Genomic DNA, 22,404 nt, shown 5'->3' with positions numbered 1-22,404 from the left:
GTCATGCTTGATGTGAACGCACCTCCTTTCCTTGTGCCAAGAGTATAGCATAGACAAATCCGAAAATCTATAAAAATTTAATATTTTTTGAAGAAAAACAGACCCTAGCAAATGCAAGCCACTCACGCAGTTGTGATCCCGGACTCCATTCAGTCAAGAAGTCCCTGCTCTGCCGGGCAAATTATGGTTTCATGTCTGGAGCCTCTTAGGTATACTTAGGATAATTTCTATATTTGGGAGGTTTATACATGAAAGCGAGAATTGCAAGTATTGCAGCAGTTACACTTCTGTTAGGGGGCGCGGCCGGTTTTGCCGCAAGCTCATCGCCTCTGATAGGCGCAAAAGTAGAGGGGGTGTTCACCGTACAGAAAGCCGATGGAACCAAGATCGGGGACGCGGTAATTATCAACGGAACAGCATACGCCCCGGTACGCGCAATATCGGAAACAACAGGCACGGAGTTATCAGTTGAAGGAAAGAAAATCATTATGAAAGGCGGTATGAACGTAACACCGGCAGTCAGCGAAGTTAAGCAAACCGAACGGGGAGAAATAGAGGCTCATAAGGCGGAAGTAGAAGCAGAACTTGCAAAAGCGGCTGCACAGATCACTGACCTTGAAAAAAACGTAATCCCCCCGTTAGAAGCCGCGGCAAAGGAATTGGCTAACAAGGGAACACTGGGTAAGGATGTACGGGCATTAGCCGATGAATACCAAACGCAACTTGCAGACAGAAAAAAAGAACTTGTCTTCTTTCAAACGGAGCTATCCCGTATCAAGACATTACTCGGTGAATCATGAACGAATTGAACAACGGAATCGGCCAGCGATAACAGAGATGGTGACGACGGTTAAGGCGCGCAAAGTGCATTTTGGGAGCCGTACGGGCTGCGATTTTTGACTTGCAGGGACGAGCGCCTGCGCGATATACTTGAACCAACACCAGGGACGTGCAGACGGACGAATGCAATGCGCATGCGGGTTTTAATGTAACCGTTGTCGGGGTATAGCGCAGCCTGGTAGCGCGCACCCTTGGGGTGGGTGAGGTCGCAGGTTCAAATCCTGTTACTCCGATCTTTCAAAGCAGGCCGCTTCCTTCCCGGAGACGGTCTGTTTAAGTTGGTTTACACTTAGAATTCAAAAGCAGGAGCGTCATATTAAGCCTACACAAAAACGGCCTCTTCCCGGGATTTTTCACATCCGGAAGGAGGCCGTTTTATTCGGACATAAATCAATGACTATTTTCTGCAGTGTCCTTGTCGCGGTTCAGCTGGACGATGCCGGTTACGAGCGAGTACAACCCGACCACCAGCAGGGCAACGACGGCCCACACATAGTGGCGTACAGTGTATGTCAGCGATGCAAACATAATAAAGATAGCGATGCGCAGGACTCCTTCATTCATAAAACGTTTGTTGGCGGCGTTCATATTAATGACCTCCTCAAGTGATATACGATTCCGTGAACGTTTACTATTTATAATTATTATAATCCTTTTCTTTATAAAAAGACACATAATGTTCACATGTTATTTTATTCACATTTTAAAACAATAGTCATATTGCCGTTACCGGCTTATCCTCCCTGTCATAAAATACACCATTACGAATGAGGAGGAGTTCTCTGGTGGAAGCCTACTATAACTGCCTGCACTGCAAGAACAAACGCGTGCGGATTATGACGACCGACGGCAAACAGCATGAAGGGGTCATTGTGGATGTGGACAGAAACAACGTATACCTGCGGACCAAAGGCAATGGAAGAGTCAAGACTTCGGCGTTTTCTCCATACGGTAATTATTACGGCGGATTTTACGGATACGGCAGTGAAATATTGACCCTGAGCTTGTTCACTCTGCTGGCTATTGCACTCATCTAAAAGGTAAAGCAAAAAAAAAGCGGGTAGTCCACATAGGGACTCCCGCTTTTTGAGATGACTATACAAGCTAATCTTTGTTGCTCCTTCGCCCGCAGCCTATCAGTTCTGAACCGAGATTGAACCGATGTCTGTTGACAATGACAACAGAGGGCCGCCCCCGTTAAAATCCTGTCTGCCTTTTCCTGTGCCGCTGATCTCTCCCAGATCACTTTTTGCCTCTACAGTACATTGGAGATTAGCTGCCAGATCGGCTGATACAGTGCCTATGTTACTGCTCGCCTTAAGACTGCTGCCCTTCTGCATATCGCGGATATCCAGGCTGATGCTCCCGGTGTCTGATTGAACAGTGGACTTGCCGGCAATTTCAACATCATTCAAAACAATCTCCCCGACATCGCTGACAATATGGAAATTGCCCTGCAGGCCGTACAGCTGAATAGTTCCCACATTATTATTGATCTCATATTGCCCAATACTTGAAGGGATTTCAATTACATAATCAATCGTAAAATCAGAGGCTCCGTATTCCTTTTGTGCCCAGGACCACAGATCCTTTGCGGGCTTCTCCTTGGCGTGGGTGGATACCGTAAGCTTATCACCGCTTGCCTTGACCGATACTTCGGCCTTATCCGGGAGCTCAGCGGCGAATTTGGCTCTGGATTTATTAGAAATGACTGTTGCTGTTACATGCACCTGGTCGCTGTCGCTAGGAACGACTTCGATCTGCCCTACTGCGTTATCCAAAACAAGGACGGAGGCTGAGCCGGCTTCTGCGGAGGCAGAAAACTCTGTGCTGATGCCATCTGCTTTAATCTCATCACTTACAAACTCAGCAGTGTTCTGTACAGCATACCCCACACTATCCATCGCTTTGCTGATACCATTGCCGATTCCTTCGCCGATACCTGCCACAGCAGCTTCAATATCTGAACCGAGGTCTGAAGCAGATCCGCCGGTCTCCTGTCCGGCCTCATTCAATTCTTGCCCGGATTCTCCTGAAAAGCTCTGCTCCAGCTGATGATTGGCAGCTTCCTTGCCCGGAAGTTCCCTGCAGCCGGCCAGCAGGACCAGGGATAAAACGGCTGCCGCCGCAATGGCTGCTGTATGATTGTTTTTTCTCATTTCTTCAAATCCCTCCAAATTAATGTTTGTTTGCGTATGCATTTATGCGTATGTATGGTTATTAATAGTATAGGTTATGGTAAATAATTGAATAACAGGCTCGGGGCGGGTTGATGTGCTGGACTATAGTCCAGTATGGTCTCATGGCTGTAATTCAAAAAAAATTATGTTAAAATAGGCTGGAAATAAAGTAACCGGTAACAAGACGGCGGTTTGTTAACGATTTTGACAGGAATAAGTCAAGGGAGCGGATGAGCCAAATGCAATATGCAGCGGTCCTGGTTGTGTTGATAGTCACTATAGCCCTTTATACAGGGCTCCGCCGCCGGAAGAATAGGCCGGCCGCTCCAAAGAGCGGCACTGCAAGCAATGTCATCTCTATGGATAGACACCGGCAGGCCAGGCAGAATTCCGGGGAGCAGCTGTGTTCCTCCTGCAGGAAGAAGAACGGAAAGCTGATTTTTTATGCCCAGGATGACGGAAGTGTCGTCGGATTATGCCGGGATTGCAAGGTCAAGGCCAAGAAACGGGATATGATGCCGCTTTAACCTATTTAGTTGATAAAAATGTCTATGCAAATCTTATTTTCTGAGGAAAATAGCTTGTATAGGCATTATTTTTATGCTATTATTATTTCTGTTGTGTGGAATACGGTGGTCCTCTGCGGATAATGAGGGAGAGCGAAGGTCTCTCCGGAAGAGGCATGAACACCTGTACGGAAGGAGGAAGTCCTAAATGAATATCCTACAAGCAATTACGCAAGAGCAACTTCGTAAAGATATCCCTAGTTTTCGTCCAGGTGATACTTTGAAGGTGCACGTAAAAGTTATCGAAGGAACTCGTGAACGGATCCAGTTGTTCGAAGGCGTTGTAATCAAACGCCGCGGCGGTGGAATCAGTGAGACTTTTACAGTTCGTAAAATCTCTTACGGTGTTGGTGTGGAAAGAACTTTCCCAATCAACTCGCCTAAGCTCGAGAAAATTGAAGTGGCTCGTCGTGGTAAAGTTCGTCGTGCGAAGCTCTACTATCTTCGTGAACTGCGCGGTAAAGCTGCAAGAATTAAAGAAATCCGTCGCTAGAATAGTGACAAAGGGAAGGGGCTTGAGTTCAAGCCCCTTTCATTTATTCTTAAGGGTGCCTTTTCTTCTTATGAACACAATAAACTTGTAAATATATGCCTTAGGATCAGCTTCTCCGAAAAGGCCTCCTGAAGGAGTATTCGTGGAGGAGTTTTTGGCAGGAGTTTTTTTGTTGTATATTGAAGGTAGCATAAAGAGAGGAAGGTGAAGTATGCAGCAGGATTTGCCACAGGGACAAGGGGAGACCATAGAGTCGAACGGCCAGAACCCTAAAAAACAAAAAAACGAAATACTGGAATGGGTTAAGGCGATAGCTATCGCACTGGTGCTGGTATTCCTGATACGCTGGCTTTTGTTTAAGCCGTTTATCGTTGACGGACCGTCCATGCAGCCGAATTTCCATACCGGGGAACGCGTAATTGTAAATGAAATACTATATGATATCCGTTCACCTCAGCGTGGAGAAGTTATCGTATTCCATGTGCCCTCAGAAGGCCGTGATTTTATCAAACGTGTAATTGCCGTGGCTGGTGATACGGTTAAGGTTGAAGGGGACGTTGTTACGGTTAACGGCGAACCGATTGAGGAGCCTTATCTGAAGGAAGCTATTGATCAGGCGCATGCCAATAACGCTTTGTACAATAATAAGGATTTCCCGAATGAAGAATTTCCTGACGGCACGGTTCCTGAGGGACATGTATTCGCAATGGGAGACAACCGTTCGGACAGTACAGACAGCCGGATGATCGGCTATGTGCCGCTGGAAGATATTGTCGGACGTGCAGATCTGATTTTCTGGCCGATTCAGGATATTACTATAATTAATCATTAAGCTGACAGAAGTCAAAGGAGGTGACGGCAATGGCCATTCAATGGTTTCCCGGTCATATGACGAAGGCTAGACGGCAAATCGAGGATAAGCTGAAGCTGATTGATGTTGTGATCGAACTGCTCGATTCCCGTCTGCCGCTTTCCAGCCGCAATCCGATGATTGACGATATTTTGCGGGATAAGCCAAGACTGATTATTCTGAATAAAAGTGATCTGGCTGATCCTGAAGCAACCCGTAAATGGCTGGCCTATTTCAAGGCAGAAGGGCATGTTGCTTATCCTGTAGACGCAACAACCGGAACAGGGGTTAAGGAAATCCCTGAACAGGTAAAGCTGCTGCTCAAAGATAAGATCGACCGTCAGATTGCCAAGGGGATCAATCCCCGCGCGAGCCGGGCGCTGATCGTGGGCATTCCGAATGTCGGCAAGTCCACGCTGATCAACAAGATGGCAGGGCGGAGCATTGCTTTGACCGGTGACCGACCGGGTGTAACGAAGGGCCAGCAGTGGATCAAGACAGGCGGTAATTTGGAGCTTCTGGATACGCCGGGGATTCTCTGGCCGAAATTCGAAGACCAGGAAGTAGGCTACCGGCTGGCAGTGACAGGTGCGATCAAGGAAGAGATCCTGAATATTGAGGATATCGCTTTTTATGCGGTAAAGTATCTGATCAAAGATTACGGCCACAGATTTCAGGAGCGTTTTGGCATAGAGAAGCTGCCGGAGGATATTGAGAACCCGGATGAAATCGTAGCTGTGATGGAAGCGGTAGGGCGCAAGCGCGGCTGTCTGATCAGCGGCGGCCGGGTAGATCTCGAGAAAGCATCCCGGACCCTGCTGCATGAACTGCGGGCAGGCAAGCTGGGGCCTTTTACGCTGGAAACGCCGTAACATGAAATTGGTATGGAAGAGCCATCCATTGCTGGATGGCTTTTTTGCTGTTTATAATTCTGATATGCAACGGATATAAGGCATAAAGATGGATTACGCTTAAAGAGCTGATGTGATAAGCTGGCATGTAGAGAACGGTTAATTTTAAAGTGGCGGTGGATTAGCAGTGGAGATTACGGACATGTTGTTGTATGAAAAAGAGGCCTGGGGGCAGTCCTTTAACCGGATTGCCGGTGTAGACGAGGTTGGAAGAGGCTGTCTGTTCGGTGATGTTGTCGCCGCGGCGGTAATCCTGCCGGAAGGACTTATTATAGATGGTGTTGACGATTCCAAGAAGCTGACTGCCAAGAAGCGGGATACTCTGTTTGAAATCATTATGGAGCAGGCGCTGGCTGTGGGTGTCGGCCATGTGGATTCGGCTGTTATTGATGAAATTAACATTAAACAGGCATCGCGGCTGGCCATGAAAAAAGCGGTGGAGGGTCTTTCAGAAACGCCGGATTATATGCTCGTGGATGCAGAAAAAGTAGATCTGCAGCTGCCCCAGCGTGCGATCATCAAAGGGGATGCAAACAGCCAGTCCATCGCTGCGGCATCGATTGTGGCGAAGGTGACGCGCGACAGGCTATGCGAAGGCTTGTGGGAAGAATTATACCCGGATTACGGGATTAAGATACATAAAGGCTACGCGACCAAGCTTCACCGCGAACAGATTGTGGCTTTGGGCCCTACTCCTATGCACCGGCGCAGCTTTATCGGCAGAATTCTGGCGGAGCAGCAGACGTTATTTTAAGTATATAGAGTTCCGGTCCGGTTGGGTGCGCGTTCAGCTCGAGCCAAGCGGGATTCTCGGTGATAGATAATATAATGAAGGAAAAGGAATAGGATAGTTGGAGGAAAATAAGCCCTGTTGATTATCCCTGTTATGGAAAAATATCTACTGGGGCGGTAAGGATCAACCTCAGTGGAAATTCTCCATCTAATGCTAAGGGGAATACGGGTATTTGAAAAATAGCGGGAAAAACTCCGCTTAAAAGTACTGAATGAGCCTCCAAAGACTGTTATCCGCCAGAATAGCTGGAAAATTTCCAGCTAAAGCCCATAAATGATGAAAAAAGATCAAATTAGCTGGAGGAAATCCAGCTGCGTATGGTCGCAATTTTTTACGAAGCAAACTTTGCTGCAGCCCTGATATTCAAAATAATTGTAGTTAAATTAGAGCATTCGATTAATAATCAGACCCGTGGTAAGTTTTCCTGGCAATGCTTCCGGAGCCTTTCATAAAAAACTCATTTATGTCGATATAATAAGAAGACAATATTGCTCTGGGAGGGGTGAACGGTATGAATATAGGATCATTGTTTCGCGGGCTGATGGGAGACAGCAGAGCGGGCGAAGCTAAAAGTATGGAGCTGAAAGAAGGGCAGGTCGTCCGCGGCGTTGTCCTCAGTGTATCTGATTCAGGCAAAGAGGCTGTGGTACAAATCCAGGGCATGCCGGTTCGGGCAGAGCTGGAAACACCGCTTCAGCCGGGCCAGGCCATGAATTTACAGGTAGGGCCTCCCGGAGAAGGCGGATTGCCGGTGCTCAAAGCCGTGTCACTCGGGGAAGCTGCGATGCTCTCAACGCAAAGCATGGGCGAAGCGCTGGAGTCTCTGGGTCTGACCCAGTCCAAGGCGGGAAAAGAAATTATTCAGGCCATGCAGTCCGGAGGATTGCCATTAACGAAGGAGACCGCAGCAAAGCTGGATGCTGTATTAAATGCCAAGCCGCAGGGTGTGCCGACTTCCGAATGGCTGGAAGCGGCGGTTATCTCGGTAAAACGCGGACTGCCGGTTACAGCAGAAAGTATCAAAGGTCTGCAGCAGGCGGTGTTCGGACCCAAGCTGCATGAGCTGCTGCTTAACCTTGAGGCCGAATTGGGAAAGTGGGCGGCGCAGGAGAGTGCAGAGGCAAAACCGTCCGGAAATGGAACAACGGCGCCGCAGTCACCAGGTTCTGGCGGACTGGACAAAACGCTGCCCCCGGCAGGTACGTCAGCAGCGGCTAATGCCGGTGCTCCAGCGGTTGCTGCAGAGAGTGAAGCAGCGGGTGCTGATCCGGCAGCAGCAAGCAAATCTGCTGCTGTAAATGCTGCTGCGGAGGATGGGGGAGAGGGTGCAAAGCAGATCCCGCTAACTGCCGGTAATCAGCAGGCTAATGCAGGCAAAGCTGGGCAGCCTGCCGGAGGGACGGCAGTACCGCAGGTGAATCCAGCAGAAGCTGAGTCTGGTGTTGAGGCCGCCGCTAAAGCGGGAGCTGCGCCCGCTGTGCCGGCAGCACCGGAGGGCGAGACTCCTGCGGCTACAGCTCTTCCCAAGGCGGGGAATGCTGAGCTGAATGCAGCTCCAAGAACCCCGGCCGCGGGCACTGCGCCGCAGAATGGGGCGGCGCAGGCTGGCGGGGATGCTGCTGCGTCTGCAGGAGCAGCAGCATCTGAGCCGGCGGCAGGTGACGCCGGCAGAGGAACCGCCCTGCTGGCGAAGCTGCAGGGCGTGCTCACCGAGCTGCGCGGCACGCTGCCGCAGCTCGGGGCGGCCCCGCCGGCTGCGCAGGCGGGGCAAGTGCCGGCCCCCGCGGCTGCGCAAGCGGGGCAAGGTCAAGCCCCCGCGGCTGCGCAGGCGGGGCAAGTGCCGGCCCCCGCCGCTGCGCAAGCGGGGCAAGTGCCAGCCCCCGCAGCAGCGCAGGCGGGGCAAGGTCAAGCCCCCGCAGCTGCGCAAGCGGGGCAAGTGCCGGCCCCCGCAGCTGCGCAGGCGGGGCAAGCCCCCGCACCCGCCCCGGACACGGAGTCCTGGGTGGGGCGGGTGCTGAAGCTGCTCGGTGCGGAGCACGAGCAGCAGGCCGTGCGCGGCGGCGCAGCAGCCGCGGCACTGCAGGGTACGGCAGCCGGCGGGGCGGATTCCGCCGACACGCTGAAGGGGCTGCTGCTGCAGGTGATGGGCAGCAGCGATGTGCCGCCTGCGGTTAAGGAAGCCGCAGGCACGCTTGTGCAGCAGCTGACCGGACAGCAGCTGCTGCTTAATACGGACCGTACGGCGCCTTTTGCCCAGGTGACCCTGTTTTTGCCGTTCCGCGGCGAGGATGGCCAGGAGACGGCTTCGGTTCATATTCAGTCCCGCCGGGGCCGCAAAGGTGAACTGGATGCGGCTAACTGCCGGCTGTGGTTCGACCTGGACATGAAGCAGCTCGGCCAGACACTGGTGGATGTCCAGGTGGTTGACCGGATCGTCAGCCTCAAGCTTCATAATGACACGCCATGGGTGCTTGAACTTCTGGAGGGCCGGCGGGACGATATAGCGGCTGCAGTGGAATCCATCGGTTACCAGCTATCCGGAATGCGCACTGAACCGCTTCCGGAGCCGGGCCCAGCTGAAGCTTCTCCTGCCGGGACGGGGGGCGGCAAGCTTGCTGAATACGTTCCGGATGCCTACAAAGGAGTTGATTACCGCATATGAGCGAACCGGTGAATGAAGTGACACCCGGCCGTAAAAAGGCTGTAGCGCTAAAATACACTCCGGGCCAGAATGAAGCTCCCGTGGTTGTCGCCAAGGGTCAAGGAGAAATTGCCGAGATCATTCTGCAGCGGGCCAAAGACAGCGGAGTAGCCGTGCAGGAGGATGCTGCACTGGTCGAAGTGCTCTCCAAGCTGGATCTGGACCAGCAGATTCCGCCGGAGCTGTACAGTCTGGTGGCGGAGATCCTGAGCTATGTCTACCGGAGTGACCGGGCTGCGGGGGAACGGAGGCAGGAGTGAGCGAGGGCTTTACGGGAGGACGTTATAACCGCAGGCAGAAAGGGACGGCAGCCGAAAAAGCTGCTGTAATGTATCTGACATCTCGGGGTTATAACATTGTCGGCTGTAACTGGCGCTGCCGCAGCGGAGAACTCGATATCATCGCTGAGCACGAGGGAGTCCTGACCTTTGTGGAAGTCCGCAGCCGTGGCGGAAGCCTGCTGCAGGGAACGCCGGAAGAATCGGTGGATATGCGCAAAATACGCCAGGTGCGGAGTACGGCACAGGTTTATCTACACCAGAATAGTGCTGAGGACCGACAGGTTTCGTTTGATGTGATTACAGTCATGTTGAATGAGGACTTAAGTATTGCCGAATTAGCTCATATCCGGGAGGCATTTTAGGTCTTTTCAAATATTTAAGGCTATTTTTGGAGCGCTGTTCTGCCTTAGCTGCTGCGGTTTGGGTCATTTCTCTTAGGAAGTGGGTAAACATTATTGTAACTTTTAATGCTACCAAGAAGAAGGAGGCTGTCCCGTGAGTAATCAACCGGTTGATATACAGGTAAGCTTTGCTTGCCAACACTGCGAGCACAAAATCGCTGTGGATCTGGGTGGAGAGCCTTTATCCGTCGTCTGCTGCAGCAACTGCAACAAAACCTTTACCGTTATGCGTCCGGCGATAGCGGAAGAGATATTAATCGATTGGGAAAATGAAGCATTATTCCAAAAGATCCGGGCTGAAAAAAGCCTTAGCAGTAATAGCAGCCTGCTGTCGCTTGTAATCAGGGTCATTGAGCTGCTTACATGGCGTGACAAAGGGAATGGACAGGTAGAGGCGATCAAGGAAATGCGGAAATGGCTGATTGAGCATGAGGAAGGCCCCCCGCTCGCTGAACTGATACAGATTGATGTCAATCAGCGGACCGGCAAGCGGAACTGGGACAAATGAGCTTAAGATGTGGGTGAGCCTATCAGAAAGCTGGGTGTAAGCAGGATGTCTAACGTATTTTTTACTTCGGATCACCATTTTGGCCATAAGCAGATTATTGATTTTGAATCACGGCCTTTTAAAAGTGCTGAAGAAATGGACCGGGCGATGATTGAAAGCTGGAACTCAGTGGTTGGAACTCAGGATACTGTGTTTCATCTCGGAGATTTTTCGTTTCTGAATCTGGAGGCAACCCGCGGAATCGTGAATGCCCTGAACGGTTACAAAATCCTCATACTCGGCAATCACGACCGCGGGCGGGGCCGGAGCTGGTGGCTGGAAGCCGGCTTTGATGAAGTGAATGAGTATCCTCTGATTTATAAGGACTTTTTTTTCCTCTCCCATGAACCCATGTATATGAACAAACATATGCCATACGTAAATGTACACGGTCATATCCACGGTCAAAAATATGAGGGGAAAAATCATTTTAATGTGTGTGTAGAGCATTGGGGCTATACACCGCTCTCATTCGGGCAAATCAAAAATGCGGTGATGGTTAGCGAAGAAGGATAATGCTGCCTGTCAACAAGCATCCTTGCATACATATGCAGGTCAGACAACCATAAACGGACGGCGGATTTCGCGCAATTTTCACTGGAGGGTGCAAGTCTGTATTTGTTTGCCGCCAGCTATTGATTCTTCTCAAGGATCATTTGTATACTATAAATATCGATATCAGAAAATGAGGAAGCACCCTTTTTCTTGAAGCCATATCACTCTGTCAGGAGTGTAATTCGGAAAAAGAGGTGTTTTTTATTTATGTACGGAAAAATGCACAGCGCATGCCTGTACGGAATCGAAGGCGTTATAATCGGTGTCGAGATTGATTTGGCCAACGGTCTGCCGCAGACCCATATCATCGGGCTGCCGGACTCGGCAATCCGGGAGGCGGTGGAGAGAGTGCGGGCTGCGGTCAAAAACTGCGGCTACCGGTATCCCCAGCAGCGGGTGACAGTGAACCTTGCTCCTGCGGATTTGCGCAAGGAAGGTTCTGCGTTTGATCTCGCTATAGCCATCGGAATCCTCACGACAAGCGGACAGCTGGTTATGCCGGCTGCAGACCAAATGCTGCTCATCGGTGAGCTGGCGCTGGACGGGAGCCTGCGGCAGATAACCGGTGTACTCCCGATGGTGGAGGCTGCCCGCTGCGCAGGGATTGAGGCTGTGCTGGTTCCGCATGGCAATGCTGCCGAAGCTTCACTGATCAGCGGAATGAAGATCTATGCCCTTGAGCATTTGCGGCAGCTGCATCAGCCGGGAGATGAGGCTGCAGGAATGTCTGATGGATCTTCATTGAAGGCCGGCGCGGATATTCCCCTTGGTGAACAGGCAGCGCAGGATACACTGCCTTTTCCGGTGAGTGTCAGGTCTGGGGCAGCAGGAGCCAAAGGCCGTCTTCCGGTCCAGGCAGTAAGTCTTGAACATCTTAGATATATCCCAGGAGCCGGTCATCCGGCAGCCCAGACCTCGGAAGAACATCGACTAATGGAAGATTACAGCGATGTGCTGGGTCAGAATCACGTCAAGCGTGCCTTGACCATTGCGGCAGCGGGTATGCACAACATCGTTCTGATGGGCCCGCCAGGGACAGGGAAAACGATGCTGATCAAACGGCTGCCGGGAATTCTTCCCCCGCTTAGCGACATGGAGTCACTGGAAGTCACCAAGATTTTCAGCGCTGCAGGCAAGCTGAAGGATGCCCGGAGCGGACTGCTGCGTGAACGTCCGTTCCGGTCTCCGCATCACACGATCTCTGCCGCCGGTCTGATCGGAGGGGGAGGAATCCCAAAACCCGGGGAGGTCAGTCTCGCTCACCGCGGCATTCTTTTTCTGGATGAGCTGCCGGAGTTTACGCGCAATGTGCTTGAAGTGCTGCGCCAGCCATTGGAAGACCGGATTGTGACCATCAGCCGGGCAAGGGCGGCATTCTCTTTTCCGGCCCAGTTTTTGCTGGCCTGCTCCATGAATCCCTGCAACTGCGGATATCTTGGCAGCGGCGGTATGCAAAAATGCACCTGCAGTCCTGCACGGATTGCCCAGTACCGTTCGAAGCTTTCCGGACCGCTGCTGGACCGGATTGATATGCAGGTGGATGTTCCGCGTCCTGCAGGCTGGGATGAGGGGGCGCCATCGCTGTCTTCAGCGGAAATGCGCGCGGAAGTGCTGAAGGCACAGGCGGTACAAGAAAGCCGTTATAAGCATCTTCCGATCTCCTGGAACAGCGAATTATCAGGGGCAGCGCTGCGCAAATATGCGGCTTTGGGCAAAGAAGGGAGTGTGCTGCTGCATGCCATACTGGAAAGTCTCGGGCTGAGTATGCGGGCACATGACCGGATCATCAAGCTTGCGCGGACAATTGCCGACCTGGAAGGAGCGGCAGAGATCAGCTCCGCCCACCTGGCGGAGGCAGTGCAGTACCGCAATCTGGACCGTCAAGTGATTACGGAGGATTAGCGGCAGAAAAGGCCTGACATAAGAAGCTGGTGGACGACAAAATACCTTCCCGCAATTCCGGCGGCAAGGTATTTTGTCATGTGTATTACTGACTATTTTTAAAGCCGGAGAGATGTTCAGAGAGAGTGTAAGGTGAATTTACAGAACATTCAGTTCAACTGCAATGTTGCCCCGGGTCGCACGGGAATAAGGACACGCACCGTGAGCCGCTTCAACCAGCTGTGCTGCGGTGTCCTTGTCTACACCTTTAACCAGGACATCAAGCTTGACAGCAATGCCGAATCCGCCGTCTTCAACTTTACCGAAGCTGACGGTTGCAGTGACTTCGCTGCCTTCAATTTTTACTTTACCCATACGGGCCACCATGTTGAGTGCGCTGTCGAAGCATGCGGAATATCCGGCTGCGAACAGCTGCTCAGGATTGGTGCCTTCCCCGCCGGCGCCGCCCATTTCGCGCGGAGTGCTGATGTTCAAATTAAGCTTAGGGCTTTCCGATTCAATATATCCGTTTCTTCCGCCTACTGCTTTTACTGTAGTTTCATACATTTTCTGCTGAATAGTCATCATAATAAAATCGCTCCCGTTCAAATCAATTTATATTGTACACAATCTAATTTAACACAATATAAATAATAGTCAATATATTTTTCGCTATTAACATGATATTGCAGAGGAATTATGATAAAATAATGTCATAAAGGCAGGTGAAGAAAATGCAAAAGTCAACAACATCCCCTGAGCTAATGCTTGATAATCAGCTTTGTTTTACCATTTACGCCTGTTCCCGGGAATTTACGAAGATGTATCAGCCTCATCTGGACAAGATCGGCCTGACCTATTCCCAGTACCTGGTCATGATCGTTCTCTGGGAGAAACAGCAATGTACGGTTAAGGAACTCGGTGAAGCTCTTTATTTAGACTCCGGTACGCTGACGCCGCTTCTCAAACGTCTGCAGGCTGCGGGGCTGATTGTACGCGAGCGTTCCATCCAGGATGAGCGGAAGGTGCTGATTTCTCCTACCGAAAAAGGCTGGGAGCTGCGGAGTGAAGCGGCATGTATTCCCGGTAAAATGGTAGAAGGAACGATGCTGTCAGCCGATGAATTCGTCAGCCTGCTGGGACAGTTCAAAGATCTGCTGGCAAGGGTTCACGAAAAAAACGTTAATGCAGATAAATAATAACGCTGTGTAATGTCAATGTAATCGTTCGCATTCCGGCATGAATATGAGCGAAAATGTATGTATAAATAGTGAAAGTTTTTGAGGAAAGCGTTTTTAAAACATGTTACAATATTCTGGGTTTCCTTTTTAGACATATAGCTGAATTCAGATGAATATCTGTATTTCATGGCTGTGTCACTGGCGGAAAAGTATACTGTTTTTCTTTGAAAGCAGTCTGGTTTTCTGCCGGAACCGGGATATTGTGCTCTTTTACCGGTCTGGACCCGGCTTTGGACAATCAAAACGGAAAGCGGTATGGCAGCAGGCTGCCTGCATAAGCCACCGCAACATTTTAGGAGGCTTCCGGTATGAATATCCACGAGTATCAGGGAAAAGAAGTACTTAAGAAGTACGGCGTAGCCGTACCGAACGGAAAAGTTGCTTATACAGTGGAGGAAGCGGTTGAAGCTGCAGCATCGCTGGGAACACCGGTAGTTGTGGTCAAAGCGCAGATTCATGCAGGCGGGCGCGGTAAGGCCGGAGGTGTCAAAGTAGCGAAATCTCCTGAGGAGGTTCGTGCTTACGCCGGAGAAATTCTTGGCAAAACGCTCGTTACGCATCAGACAGGGCCTGAGGGCAAGGTAGTCAAGCGGCTGCTTATTGAAGAAGGCTGTCAGATTGTGAAGGAATATTACATCGGACTTGTTGTAGACCGCGGCACAGGCAGGGTGGTCATGATGGCTTCCGAAGAGGGCGGTACCGAGATTGAAGAGGTGGCAGCTACTCATCCGGAGAAAATCTTCAAGGAAATTATTGATCCGGCAGTAGGACTGCAGACCTTCCAGGCGCGCAAACTTGCTTACAGTATTGCCATTCCGCCAGAACTGGTAAATAAAGCGGTCAAGTTCATGCAAGCGCTGTATTTGGCTTTTGTGGATAAGGATTGTTCCATTGCAGAGATTAATCCGCTGGTCGTTACAGGCGACGGCAATGTAATGGCACTTGATGCCAAACTGAATTTCGACTCCAATGCATTGTACCGTCACAAGGATATTCTGGAGCTGCGCGATCTGGATGAAGAAGATGAGAAGGAAATTGAAGCATCCAAGTATGATCTTAGCTATATCGCCCTGGACGGCAACATCGGCTGTATGGTCAATGGTGCAGGTCTGGCGATGGCTACTATGGATATTATCAAATATTACGGCGGCGAACCGGCTAACTTCCTCGATGTAGGGGGCGGTGCAACGACGGAGAAGGTTACCGAAGCCTTCAAGATTATTTTGTCTGACGATAAGGTGAATGGTATATTTGTCAACATCTTTGGCGGGATTATGCGCTGTGACGTCATTGCCACAGGTGTGGTGGAAGCAGCCCGCCAGCTGGGATTGACCAAGCCGCTGGTTGTCCGTCTGGAAGGCACCAACGTGGCGCTGGGCAAAGAAATTCTCGCCGGCTCAGGCCTTAATATCGTGGCTGCAGATTCGATGGCGGACGGTGCCCGTAAAATTGTAGCTCTTGTGTAATTATGACTGTGCTATAGAGGAAAGTATCTCGTATTCGACAATTTAAGTAGGGATGTGACCAACACTATGAGCATTCTTGTAGATAAAAATACGAAAGTCATCACGCAGGGGATTACAGGTTCGACGGGCTTGTTCCACACCAAGGGAGCGCTCGACTACGGTACACAGATGGTTGGCGGGGTTACTCCGGGCAAAGGCGGAACTACGGTAAACATCACGCTGGAGAACGGCAGCGAAGTGAGCCTGCCTGTATTTGACACCGTTGTTGCTGCCAAAGAAGCAACCGGGGCAACAGTCAGTGTTATTTATGTTCCCCCGGCATTTGCCGCAGACTCCATAATGGAGGCTGTCGACGCAGAGCTTGAGCTCGTCATCTGCATAACTGAAGGTATTCCTGTTCTCGATATGGTTAAGGTATCGCGTTACATGGAAGGCCGTTCTACCGTTCTTATCGGCCCTAACTGTCCTGGCGTTATTACGCCTGGCCAATGTAAAATCGGGATCATGCCGGGATATATTCATATGCCGGGTTATGTAGGTGTAGTTTCCCGCAGCGGAACCTTGACCTATGAAGCTGTGCATCAGTTGACAGAACGGGGAATCGGCCAGTCTTCGGCAGTCGGTATCGGCGGCGATCCGGTTAAAGGCTCGGAATTTATTGATATCCTCAAGCTGTTTAATGAAGATCCGGGTACCAAAGCGGTCATCATGATCGGTGAAATCGGCGGTACGGCTGAGGAAGAAGCAGCCCTCTGGATCAAGGAGAATATGACCAAACCGGTTGTAGGCTTTATCGGCGGCGCAACCGCGCCTCCGGGCAAACGGATGGGGCATGCAGGAGCCATTATCTCCGGCGGTAAAGGGACAGCCAGCGAGAAAATCGCTGTACTGGAGTCCTGCGGGATCAAAGTAGCGCCTACACCAGCCGAAATGGGCTCGACCCTGGTCAGCGTGCTTGAAGAACGCGGTATTTTGAACACTTTTACAACAAATTAAGTTTCCGTTTCCAAGTGAAATGAGATGTTTTTTTACGCTGTCATCGTGTATAATATTCCCAAAGGTAAGCAACCTTTTGTTCCTGTCAGCAGGGATGAAAGGTTGCTTTTTTTGCGTTCAGGATGCAGCTCTGAAGGGCTGACATAAACTGCACCTTGCCTTTTTGGCGTGTGTATCACAGAATAGGGAAGGCTGGCCCTTCCTCATAAGGGAGAGAATACATATGGATATACGGCGTCTGCTGTTCGGGTTAAATGAAGTAGAGGGCATCGGCTGGAAAAGCATCGACAAAATCCGCCGGTCGGGACTATTAAATGAGGTTGCATTTGGCTTATCCGCCGATGCTTGGGAGAAGGTCGGATTAACTCCGAAAATGTCGCAGCGCCTCGCTGAAGGATTGGGTTCAGGATGGATTAATGCGCGACTTCTTTTAATGAAGGAAAGCGGTGCAGAAATGGTGACAATATTCGATGAAGAATACCCTGCTCTGCTCAAGGAGACACAGCAGCCGCCCTGGGTGCTCTATTACCGCGGCAATCTTGCGCTCGCCTCACGGCCGGCAATAGCCATGGTAGGTACCCGTGTGCCTACTGCGTATGGACGTAAAGCAGGGGAGATGCTGGCGGAAGAGCTAAGCCGAAGCGGGCTCACCGTAGTGAGCGGGCTGGCCCGGGGGATTGACAGTGTCTGCCATGAAGCCGCGCTCCGCGGAGAAGGAAGTACAATAGCGGTAGTGGCGACGGGACTCGACAAAGTATATCCGCCGGAGAACCGGGAGCTTGAGCGGAGGATAGCCGGAGACGGGCTTGTGATCAGCGAATATCCGCTTGGCACCAAAAGTCATCCCGGCCTCTTTCCCCAGCGGAACCGGATTATAGCCGGGCTGTCGCTCGGGACACTTGTTGTTGAAGCAGACAGCAGGAGCGGTTCACTGATTACCGCTGATGCTGCGCTGGAGGCCGGAAGAGATGTGTTTGCCGTCCCGGGACCGCTGACCTCTCCCAAAAGCCGGGGAGCGCTGGAGCTGATCAAGCAGGGGGCAAAGCTTGTAACCGGAGCCGCTGATGTGATAGAGGAATACATAGCCTATCTGCCCGGAAAAATAGCGAAACCCGGAGGTTTGTCCCCTTTTTGCGTGGAAAATGAAGACCTTCAGGCGGAAAAGAAATTGACAAGTGAGGAGTCACAGCTTTACCATATACTGCATCAAGGGCCTTTTACACTGGATGAACTTTTGGGCAGAACAGGCTGGGATTTTGGACATTTGCATTCAGTTCTGTTATCTTTAATCATAAAAAAAGCGGTAACACAATTACCGGGTGCTGTTTACAAGGTAATTTAATATAGAAGACATATGTTAGGCTATGCTTTCGCTGCGAGTTTTGTTTGAAGCGAGTTTTACGAAAGCCGATGCTAACATCATTTCTTGCGTATGCTTTCCAGGATCAGCTCGTCTGAAGCCGCTTCAAAGAGCGTATGCTTACCAAAACTATTAGGAGGAAAACCTATGGCGGATGCATTGGTTATAGTCGAGTCGCCTGCAAAAGCAAAGACAATCGGCAAATATTTAGGCAGTAAATATATTGTAAAGGCATCTATGGGGCATATCCGGGATCTGCCGAAGAGCCAGATTGGTGTAGAGGTGGAAAATGATTTCAGCCCCAAATATATAACGATCCGAGGCAAGGGCTCCATTCTGAAGGAGCTTAAGGATGCCAGCAAAAAAGTGAAAAAAGTTTATCTGGCGGCTGACCCGGATCGCGAAGGCGAAGCTATTGCCTGGCATCTGGCGCATGCGCTGGATCTGGACAACACACAGGAATGCAGGGTTGTATTTAACGAAATCACCAAACAGGCTGTAAAGGATGCTTTCAAGACTCCCCGCAAAATTAATATGGATCTGGTCAACGCCCAGCAGGCCCGGCGGATTCTGGATCGCCTCGTAGGTTACAAGATCAGTCCACTATTATGGAAGAAAGTCAAAAAAGGCCTCTCGGCCGGCCGGGTCCAGTCCGTTGCCGTAAAGATCATCATGGACCGCGAAAATGAAATTTCCGCTTTTATTCCTACTGAATATTGGAGTATTACAGCTAAGCTTGGCATCAAAGATACCAGCTTTGAAGCCAAATTTCATAAGCTGAACGGCGAGAAGAAAGAACTCGGCAATGAAGGTGATGTGCAGGAGGTTCTGGCGGCAATTGAAGGGCAGGCTTTTAAGGTTAGCCAGGTGAAGGAGAAGGAAAGGCAGCGTCATCCGTCCGCACCGTTTACAACAAGCTCCCTGCAGCAGGAAGCTGCCCGCAAATTAGGTTTCCGGGCTGCGAAGACCATGTCTGTGGCACAGCAGCTGTATGAAGGTGTGGAGCTTGGCAAAGAAGGCACTGTCGGTTTGATTACTTACATGCGTACCGACTCCACGCGCCTGTCAGCTACCGCCCAGGAAGAAGCCAAGGAACTGATCCTTTCCAAATACGGTGAGAAATTTGTACCTGAAGCGCCGCGCCAATATTCCAAGAAGGCAGCTGGCTCGCAGGATGCGCATGAAGCGATCCGTCCGACATCGGCACACCGCGAACCTGACACGGTAAAAGAATTTATGAGCCGTGACCAATTCCGTCTCTATAAACTGATCTGGGAGCGTTTTGTATCGAGCCAGATGTCCTCGGCACTGCTGGATACACTGTCGGTGGATATTGCTGCAGGTACTGCAATTTTCAGAGCTGTCGGCTCTAAAGTTTCCTTCCCGGGGTTCATGAAGGTTTATGTGGAAGGTAATGATGACGGAACGACAGATGAAGAGAAATTCCTGCCGCCGCTAGCAGCGGGAGATGACCTGATTAAGCAGGAAATTGAACCCAAACAGCATTTTACACAGCCTCCGCCGCGTTATACGGAAGCCCGGCTGGTCAAAACGCTGGAAGAGCTGGGAATCGGGCGGCCAAGTACCTATGCCCCGACACTGGAAACAATCCAGAAGCGCGGCTACGTGGCCATCGAAGAGAAAAAATTCATGCCTACAGAGCTTGGAGAGCTGATTATCGAGCAGATGGAAACCTTTTTCCCGGAAATTCTGGATGTGGAATTTACGGCCCATATGGAAGGTGATCTTGACCATGTCGAAGAAGGCGCTGAAGACTGGGTAAAGGTACTGGCTGAGTTTTACCAGTCTTTTGAAAAACGGCTTGAGTTTGCTGAAGAAGAAATGAAAGAGATCGAGATTGAAGATGAGGTCTCTGATGAAATGTGTGAAAAGTGCGGCAAGCCGCTGGTATATAAGCTTGGGCGTTTTGGCAAGTTCCTGGCCTGCTCCGGATTCCCGGATTGCCGGAATACGAAGCCGATCGTGAAGGATATCGGGGTAAGCTGTCCAAAATGTCATGAGGGCAAGGTTGTGGAGCGGCGCAGTAAAAAGGGGCGTGTCTTCTACGGCTGTGACCAGTATCCAGGCTGTGACTTTGTATCCTGGGACAGACCTTCTGCCAAAGCCTGCCCGTCATGCGGATCATGGATGATTGAGAAACGCAACAAACAGGGGACTAAGCTGCAGTGCACCGCTTGCGATCACTCGGAAGAAGTACAGGACAACGAAGAATTAGCAGAATAATAGTAAGCAGGGGGAAACGGAATTGACAGAAACAGCTAAAGTTACAGTAATCGGTGCGGGCCTGGCCGGAAGCGAGGCTGCCTGGCAGATCGCTTCACAAGGTGTGCCGGTAAGATTATATGAAATGAGACCGGTAGTTAAGACACCTGCGCATCATACCGATCAATTTGCGGAACTGGTGTGCAGCAATTCGCTGCGGGCCAACGGGCTTGGCAATGCGGTAGGTGTACTAAAGGAAGAAATGCGCCGCCTGAATTCACTGGTGCTTGGTGCAGCCGACCGGCACGCTGTTCCCGCCGGCGGGGCACTCGCCGTTGACCGTGACGGATTCTCCGGAGAGATTACCTCAACACTGCATAATCATCCGCTTGTTGAAGTCATAAATGAAGAACTTACGCATATACCGGAGGATGGGATTGTTGTTATCGCCACAGGGCCTCTGACTTCTCCTTCCTTGTCTGCGGAAATCAAAGAGCTGCTCGGAGAAGAGTATTTCTACTTCTACGATGCTGCAGCACCGATTGTCGAGAAAGATACAATCGACATGAGCAAGGTGTATCTGGCCTCCCGATACGACAAGGGCGAAGCAGCATACCTGAACTGCCCGATGACGGAAGAGGAGTTTGACATCTTCTACGATGCGCTGATCACAGCCGAGACGGCAGCTCTTAAGGATTTTGAAAAAGAAATCTATTTTGAAGGCTGCATGCCGATTGAAATCATGATGAAGCGCGGCAAGCAGACAGCACTGTTCGGTCCGATGAAGCCCGTAGGGCTTGTCAATCCCCACACAGGCAAGCTGCCGTATGCAGTGGTCCAGCTGCGTCAGGATAACGCGGCAGGTACACTGTATAACCTGGTCGGATTCCAGACGCATCTGAAGTGGGGGGAGCAAAAGCGGGTGTTCTCGCTGATTCCCGGACTTGAGAACGCAGAGTATGTCCGTTACGGTGTAATGCACCGTAATACCTTTATTAATTCGCCTAAGCTTCTGCATCCTACGTATCAGATGAAAGGCAAGGAAAGACTCTTCTTTGCCGGCCAGATGACAGGTGTAGAGGGGTATGTGGAATCTGCAGCTTCCGGTATGATCGCCGGCATCAATGCTGCCAGAGCGGCCCTTGGCCAGGAAGGCCTGATTTTCCCTGCAGACAGTGTGCTTGGCAGTATGCCTGCTTACATTACCTCTGCAGATCCGGAGCATTTCCAGCCGATGAACGCCAACTTCGGGCTGCTGCCGAAGCTGGAGAAGAAGATCCGCAACAAAAAGGAAAAAAATGAACTGCTTGCGTACCGTGCGCTTGACAGTCTTGCGGCATTCGCAGCCGAAACCAAGCTTCCTTATAAAGAGCCTGAAAAGGCGGAAATTGCGGAAGAAACAGACCCCTCTTAGGAGGGGCGAGTTTTGCCGAGGCGGATGCAAAGATGCGATCCTAACAAAACTTAGGTTTATGCTTTCGAAGCGAGTTTTGCCGAAGTGGATTCAACGATGCGATCCTAACAAAACTTTTAGGAGGTTGCCAAACATGTTACCCAGCTTTCATGCGACTACCATTTGTGCGGTGAGGCATAACGGTCATGCGGCGATAGCCGGCGATGGCCAGGTTACATTCGGAGAGAGTGTCATAATGAAGACGACGGCCAAAAAGGTCCGCCGTTTATATAGAGGGCAGGTTATTGCCGGTTTTGCCGGTTCAGTAGCCGATGCCATCACCTTGTTCGAGAAATTTGAGGGCAAGCTGGAGGAACATCATGGCAATCTGCAGCGGTCTGCGGTGGAGCTGGCCAAGGATTGGCGGCAGGACCGCATCCTGCGCAAGCTGGAGGCCCTGATGATTGTTATGGACAAAGAGGGAATGCTGCTGATTTCCGGTAACGGTGAAATTATCGAACCGGATGATGACGTGCTGGCCATCGGCTCGGGAGGCAACTTTGCCCTTGCTGCAGGGCGGGCCCTGAAACGCAATGCTCCTGATATGGGAGCTGCGGGGATTGCCAGAGAAGCGCTTCAAATTGCCTCCGAGATTTGTGTATATACGAACTCCAATATTATTGTAGAACAACTATAGGCACGGTGCCGCTAAATCGAGGGAGGAAG

The 22,404-nt window shown here is 51.0% G+C and carries 23 protein-coding genes and 1 tRNA gene; 21 read left to right on the top strand and 3 right to left on the bottom strand.

Going from position 1 to position 22,404, the window contains the following annotated elements; translation table 11 throughout:
- The first annotated feature begins 248 nt into the window (after window positions 1-248).
- Window positions 249-800 carry a hypothetical protein gene (locus C2I18_RS00410; RefSeq protein WP_249899327.1) on the top strand — a complete coding sequence of 184 codons (552 nt, stop codon included), beginning with the start codon at window positions 249-251 and terminating at the stop codon, window positions 798-800.
- Between the two features lie 199 nt (window positions 801-999).
- Window positions 1,000-1,073 (top strand) — tRNA-Pro (locus C2I18_RS00405).
- 157 nt (window positions 1,074-1,230) lie between these two features.
- Here the strand turns inward: C2I18_RS00405 and C2I18_RS00400 are convergent.
- Window positions 1,231-1,404, bottom strand: a complete 174-nt coding sequence (locus C2I18_RS00400; protein WP_249899326.1) for a hypothetical protein — start codon at window positions 1,402-1,404, stop codon at window positions 1,231-1,233.
- A 221-nt stretch (window positions 1,405-1,625) separates the two neighbouring features.
- On the opposite strand from C2I18_RS00400, the gene C2I18_RS00395 reads away from it, so the two are divergent.
- Window positions 1,626-1,877: a hypothetical protein gene (locus C2I18_RS00395; protein WP_249899325.1), complete on the top strand. Its 252-nt coding sequence runs from the start codon at window positions 1,626-1,628 to the stop codon at window positions 1,875-1,877.
- Window positions 1,878-1,976: 99 nt separating this feature from the next.
- On the opposite strand, the gene C2I18_RS00390 is transcribed toward C2I18_RS00395, so the two are convergent.
- A complete protein-coding gene (locus tag C2I18_RS00390; RefSeq protein WP_249899324.1) occupies window positions 1,977-2,999 on the bottom strand; it encodes a DUF4097 domain-containing protein in 1,023 nt (340 codons plus the stop codon).
- Between the two features lie 251 nt (window positions 3,000-3,250).
- On the opposite strand from C2I18_RS00390, the gene C2I18_RS00385 reads away from it, so the two are divergent.
- From C2I18_RS00385 to C2I18_RS00335, 11 genes are all read left to right on the top strand, one after another.
- Window positions 3,251-3,547: a hypothetical protein gene (locus C2I18_RS00385; protein WP_249899323.1), complete on the top strand. Its 297-nt coding sequence runs from the start codon at window positions 3,251-3,253 to the stop codon at window positions 3,545-3,547.
- A 187-nt stretch (window positions 3,548-3,734) separates the two neighbouring features.
- Window positions 3,735-4,079 (top strand): 50S ribosomal protein L19, encoded by a 345-nt coding sequence (rplS, locus tag C2I18_RS00380; protein WP_036688590.1) that lies wholly within the window; start codon window positions 3,735-3,737, stop codon window positions 4,077-4,079.
- 211 nt (window positions 4,080-4,290) lie between these two features.
- Complete coding sequence (gene lepB, locus C2I18_RS00375) at window positions 4,291-4,911, top strand: signal peptidase I (RefSeq protein WP_249899322.1); 621 nt, start codon at window positions 4,291-4,293, stop codon at window positions 4,909-4,911.
- Between the two features lie 29 nt (window positions 4,912-4,940).
- Window positions 4,941-5,801 (top strand): ribosome biogenesis GTPase YlqF, encoded by an 861-nt coding sequence (gene ylqF / locus C2I18_RS00370; RefSeq protein WP_249899321.1) that lies wholly within the window; start codon window positions 4,941-4,943, stop codon window positions 5,799-5,801.
- Window positions 5,802-5,982: 181 nt separating this feature from the next.
- A complete protein-coding gene (locus C2I18_RS00365; protein WP_249899320.1) occupies window positions 5,983-6,594 on the top strand; it encodes a ribonuclease HII in 612 nt (203 codons plus the stop codon).
- Between the two features lie 550 nt (window positions 6,595-7,144).
- Entirely contained in the window at window positions 7,145-9,295 is a 2,151-nt protein-coding gene (locus tag C2I18_RS00360) for a hypothetical protein (RefSeq protein WP_249899319.1), read from the top strand.
- Window positions 9,292-9,594, top strand: a complete 303-nt coding sequence (locus C2I18_RS00355) for an EscU/YscU/HrcU family type III secretion system export apparatus switch protein (protein WP_249899318.1) — start codon at window positions 9,292-9,294, stop codon at window positions 9,592-9,594. Before C2I18_RS00360 ends, C2I18_RS00355 begins: the two co-directional genes overlap by 4 nt.
- Window positions 9,591-9,977 (top strand): YraN family protein, encoded by a 387-nt coding sequence (locus C2I18_RS00350; protein ID WP_249899317.1) that lies wholly within the window; start codon window positions 9,591-9,593, stop codon window positions 9,975-9,977. The genes C2I18_RS00355 and C2I18_RS00350 overlap by 4 nt, the downstream gene beginning before the upstream one ends.
- Window positions 9,978-10,110: 133 nt before the next feature.
- Window positions 10,111-10,524, top strand: coding sequence for a hypothetical protein (locus tag C2I18_RS00345; RefSeq protein WP_249899316.1), 414 nt, complete (start codon window positions 10,111-10,113; stop codon window positions 10,522-10,524).
- A 45-nt stretch (window positions 10,525-10,569) separates the two neighbouring features.
- The gene (locus C2I18_RS00340) at window positions 10,570-11,079 is read left to right on the top strand and encodes a phosphoesterase (protein WP_249899315.1); all 510 of its coding nucleotides are present in this window, start codon (window positions 10,570-10,572) and stop codon (window positions 11,077-11,079) included.
- A 246-nt stretch (window positions 11,080-11,325) separates the two neighbouring features.
- Entirely contained in the window at window positions 11,326-13,020 is a 1,695-nt protein-coding gene (locus tag C2I18_RS00335) for a YifB family Mg chelatase-like AAA ATPase (RefSeq protein ID WP_249899314.1), read from the top strand.
- A gap of 138 nt (window positions 13,021-13,158) precedes the next feature.
- Here C2I18_RS00335 and C2I18_RS00330 read toward each other — a convergent pair whose 3' ends face one another.
- Window positions 13,159-13,587, bottom strand: coding sequence for an organic hydroperoxide resistance protein (locus tag C2I18_RS00330; RefSeq protein WP_249899313.1), 429 nt, complete (start codon window positions 13,585-13,587; stop codon window positions 13,159-13,161).
- Window positions 13,588-13,763: 176 nt separating this feature from the next.
- On the opposite strand from C2I18_RS00330, the gene C2I18_RS00325 reads away from it, so the two are divergent.
- The 7 genes from C2I18_RS00325 to hslV all read left to right on the top strand — a co-directional run bounded on the left by C2I18_RS00325 (window position 13,764) and on the right by hslV (window position 22,375).
- Window positions 13,764-14,198, top strand: a complete 435-nt coding sequence (locus tag C2I18_RS00325; protein ID WP_275100952.1) for a MarR family winged helix-turn-helix transcriptional regulator — start codon at window positions 13,764-13,766, stop codon at window positions 14,196-14,198.
- A 350-nt stretch (window positions 14,199-14,548) separates the two neighbouring features.
- A complete protein-coding gene (gene sucC, locus C2I18_RS00320; protein WP_249899312.1) occupies window positions 14,549-15,706 on the top strand; it encodes an ADP-forming succinate--CoA ligase subunit beta in 1,158 nt (385 codons plus the stop codon).
- Between the two features lie 66 nt (window positions 15,707-15,772).
- The gene (gene sucD, locus C2I18_RS00315) at window positions 15,773-16,702 is read left to right on the top strand and encodes a succinate--CoA ligase subunit alpha (protein WP_249902301.1); all 930 of its coding nucleotides are present in this window, start codon (window positions 15,773-15,775) and stop codon (window positions 16,700-16,702) included.
- A 223-nt stretch (window positions 16,703-16,925) separates the two neighbouring features.
- Complete coding sequence (gene dprA / locus C2I18_RS00310; RefSeq protein ID WP_249899311.1) at window positions 16,926-18,044, top strand: DNA-processing protein DprA; 1,119 nt, start codon at window positions 16,926-16,928, stop codon at window positions 18,042-18,044.
- Between the two features lie 165 nt (window positions 18,045-18,209).
- Entirely contained in the window at window positions 18,210-20,306 is a 2,097-nt protein-coding gene (topA, locus tag C2I18_RS00305; RefSeq protein ID WP_249899310.1) for a type I DNA topoisomerase, read from the top strand.
- Between the two features lie 22 nt (window positions 20,307-20,328).
- Window positions 20,329-21,699, top strand: coding sequence for an FADH(2)-oxidizing methylenetetrahydrofolate--tRNA-(uracil(54)-C(5))-methyltransferase TrmFO (trmFO, locus tag C2I18_RS00300; RefSeq protein WP_249899309.1), 1,371 nt, complete (start codon window positions 20,329-20,331; stop codon window positions 21,697-21,699).
- 133 nt (window positions 21,700-21,832) lie between these two features.
- Window positions 21,833-22,375 (top strand): ATP-dependent protease subunit HslV, encoded by a 543-nt coding sequence (gene hslV / locus C2I18_RS00295; RefSeq protein WP_249899308.1) that lies wholly within the window; start codon window positions 21,833-21,835, stop codon window positions 22,373-22,375.
- Window positions 22,376-22,404: the final 29 nt, after the last annotated feature.

It is taken from the genome of Paenibacillus sp. PK3_47 (assembly GCF_023520895.1).
Taxonomy (GTDB): Bacteria; Bacillota; Bacilli; order Paenibacillales; family Paenibacillaceae; genus Paenibacillus_AQ.
Note: the sequence above shows the minus strand (reverse complement) of the source record. Positions and strands in the feature narration are given on the sequence as shown.

Coding starts and splice junctions, on each gene's coding strand:
- rplS (WP_036688590.1), top strand. CDS start 3,735: ATGAATATCCTACAAGCAATTACGCAAGAGCAACTTCGTAAAGATATC.
- C2I18_RS00330 (WP_249899313.1), bottom strand. CDS start 13,587: ATGATGACTATTCAGCAGAAAATGTATGAAACTACAGTAAAAGCAGTA.
- C2I18_RS00340 (WP_249899315.1), top strand. CDS start 10,570: ATGTCTAACGTATTTTTTACTTCGGATCACCATTTTGGCCATAAGCAG.
- hslV (WP_249899308.1), top strand. CDS start 21,833: ATGTTACCCAGCTTTCATGCGACTACCATTTGTGCGGTGAGGCATAAC.
- lepB (WP_249899322.1), top strand. CDS start 4,291: ATGCAGCAGGATTTGCCACAGGGACAAGGGGAGACCATAGAGTCGAAC.
- C2I18_RS00390 (WP_249899324.1), bottom strand. CDS start 2,999: ATGAGAAAAAACAATCATACAGCAGCCATTGCGGCGGCAGCCGTTTTA.
- dprA (WP_249899311.1), top strand. CDS start 16,926: ATGGATATACGGCGTCTGCTGTTCGGGTTAAATGAAGTAGAGGGCATC.
- C2I18_RS00335 (WP_249899314.1), top strand. CDS start 11,326: ATGTACGGAAAAATGCACAGCGCATGCCTGTACGGAATCGAAGGCGTT.
- C2I18_RS00355 (WP_249899318.1), top strand. CDS start 9,292: ATGAGCGAACCGGTGAATGAAGTGACACCCGGCCGTAAAAAGGCTGTA.
- sucC (WP_249899312.1), top strand. CDS start 14,549: ATGAATATCCACGAGTATCAGGGAAAAGAAGTACTTAAGAAGTACGGC.
- ylqF (WP_249899321.1), top strand. CDS start 4,941: ATGGCCATTCAATGGTTTCCCGGTCATATGACGAAGGCTAGACGGCAA.
- C2I18_RS00400 (WP_249899326.1), bottom strand. CDS start 1,404: ATGAATGAAGGAGTCCTGCGCATCGCTATCTTTATTATGTTTGCATCG.
- topA (WP_249899310.1), top strand. CDS start 18,210: ATGGCGGATGCATTGGTTATAGTCGAGTCGCCTGCAAAAGCAAAGACA.
- C2I18_RS00360 (WP_249899319.1), top strand. CDS start 7,145: ATGAATATAGGATCATTGTTTCGCGGGCTGATGGGAGACAGCAGAGCG.
- C2I18_RS00385 (WP_249899323.1), top strand. CDS start 3,251: ATGAGCCAAATGCAATATGCAGCGGTCCTGGTTGTGTTGATAGTCACT.
- sucD (WP_249902301.1), top strand. CDS start 15,773: ATGAGCATTCTTGTAGATAAAAATACGAAAGTCATCACGCAGGGGATT.
- C2I18_RS00325 (WP_275100952.1), top strand. CDS start 13,764: ATGCTTGATAATCAGCTTTGTTTTACCATTTACGCCTGTTCCCGGGAA.
- C2I18_RS00365 (WP_249899320.1), top strand. CDS start 5,983: ATGTTGTTGTATGAAAAAGAGGCCTGGGGGCAGTCCTTTAACCGGATT.
- C2I18_RS00410 (WP_249899327.1), top strand. CDS start 249: ATGAAAGCGAGAATTGCAAGTATTGCAGCAGTTACACTTCTGTTAGGG.